At 70.8% G+C, this 2,022-nt stretch carries 1 protein-coding gene and 1 pseudogene; both read left to right on the top strand.

Annotation, left to right across the window (positions count from 1 at the left end; translation table 11 throughout):
- Positions 1 to 1,770, top strand: a 1,770-nt coding sequence (locus tag AC1D01_RS32085) for an RICIN domain-containing protein (protein ID WP_477873552.1), incomplete at its 5' end; no start/stop codon positions are given.
- Between the two features lie 58 nt (positions 1,771 to 1,828).
- Positions 1,829 to 2,022 (top strand): annotated as a pseudogene (locus AC1D01_RS32090) (energy transducer TonB); the annotation flags it as partial.

Genomic DNA, 2,022 nt, shown 5'->3' on the forward strand with positions numbered 1-2,022 from the left:
GGCGCGGTGATCCACCAGTGGACCCACAACGACACCAACGCGCAGCGCTTCGTGCTGCAGCGCAGCCAGGGCAACCGCTTCGCGCTGAAGAACGCCGGCAGCGGCAAGTGCATCGCGATCGACGGCGGCTCGGTGAACGACGGTGCCGGGCTGCGCCAGGCCGGCTGCAGCACGAGCGGCGCACAGCAGTTCCTGCTGTACCCGGTGTCGACCACCGGGCGCGGCGTGCTGGCGATCGGCCGCTATGCGCTGAAGGCGGTGCATTCCGGCCTGTGCATCGACGTCGAGAATGGCTCGCTCGACAACGGCGCGAAGACGGCCCAGGCCACGTGCAGCCAGGCCGAGCGCCAGCTGTTCGAGGCCCAACCCGCGGCCGAAGGCACCTACAGCTTCCTCAACGTCAACAGCGGCAAGGGCCTGGACGTGAGCGACATCTCGCTCGACAACGGCGCGCTGATCCAGCAATGGGCCTATGGCGGCGGCGCGAACCAGCGCTTCGTCGTGACGGTCGACGCCGGCGCGCTGCGCATCGCGGCCCGCCACAGCGGCCGCTGCGTCGACGTGAGCGGCGTCAGCACGCAGCCCGGCGCGCGCATCCACCAATGGGACTGCCTGGGCGCGGCGAACCAGCGCTGGACGCCGGTGCCGGCCAGCGACACCCCACCGCCCATGGGCACCTGGGTCGGCACCTGGGGCGCCTCGCCGCAGGGCGGCAACACCAGTTTCAACCAGCAGACGCTGCGGCAGATCGTGCACGCGAGCGTCGGCGGCGTGGCCGCGCGGGTGCACCTGTCCAACGTGTTCGGCAACCAGCCGATCACGGTCGCGAACGTGCACATCGCGCAACGCGCCGGCGGCTCGGCCATCGTCGCGGCCAGCGACCGCACGCTGAGCTTCGGCGGCCAGGCCACGGTCGTGATCCCGGCCGGCGGCGAGGCGGTCAGCGACTCGGTCGACTTCAACGTCGCCGCGTTGTCCGACGTGGCGATCAGCTTCTACCTGCCGAACGCGACCACGGTGACCACCGAGCACCAGACCGGCCTGCAGACGAACTACGTGGCCGCCGGCAACGTGAGCGGCAACGCGACGATCAACCCCAGCGCGACCAGCGGCAGTTACCGGCTGCTGACCAACCTGGACGTGTCCAACAGCAGCCTGCGCGGCAGCGTGGCGACGCTGGGCGCATCGATCACCGACGGGGTCGGCACCAACTTCGATGCCAACCAGCGCTGGCCGAACGTGCTGGCGAACCGCCTGAACGCGGCCGGCATCGGCGTGGGCGTGCTGAACCAGGGCATCAGCGGCAACRGCAGCCTGCGCGACGGCGCCGGCCCGAGCGCCGAGAACCGCTTCGACCGCGACGTGCTGGGCCAGGCCGGCATCAAGTGGGTGATCTATTCGGACGACCCGATCAACGACCTGCGCGGCAACCCGCAGCCGACGCTGGAGCAGCTGCTCGGCCCGCTGCAGCGGATGATCGCGAAGGCCCATGCGCGCCAGGTGAAGTTCCTGTGCTCGACGCTGACGCCGTACAGCGACAGCGTCTGGACGCCATCGCAGGAGACGACGCGGCAGGCCTACAACGACTTCGTCAAGAGCAGCGCGAGCGGCTGCGACGGCGTGATCGACCAGGACCTCGCGACGCGCGACCCGGCCAACCCGGCGCGCATGCTGCCGGCGAACGACACCGGCGACCACCTGCACCCGAACACCGCCGGCAATGCGGCGATCGCGAACTCGGTGAACCTGAACCTGTTCACGGTCAACTGAGCGAGAGGGAACGCCGATTGCCCGGGGCCTGTGTCGCCAACGCACACGGGCCCCCGTCATGACATCCATTCGGCCGCTTCTGCTGCACACCGTGCCCGAACCGCCGGCCACGCCACCTCCGCCGCCGATGGTGCCGCCACCGTTGCCCGAGATCGACGACCCGCCGTCACCGCACCCCGCGGATCCGGTCATCGAGCCGGGCGCCCCGCCACCGCCGGTGGCGAACCGGGCGCCCTGCGGTCAGGTTTGCGG

The sequence above is a fragment of the Rhizobacter sp. P3_B12 genome (genome assembly GCF_056402895.1).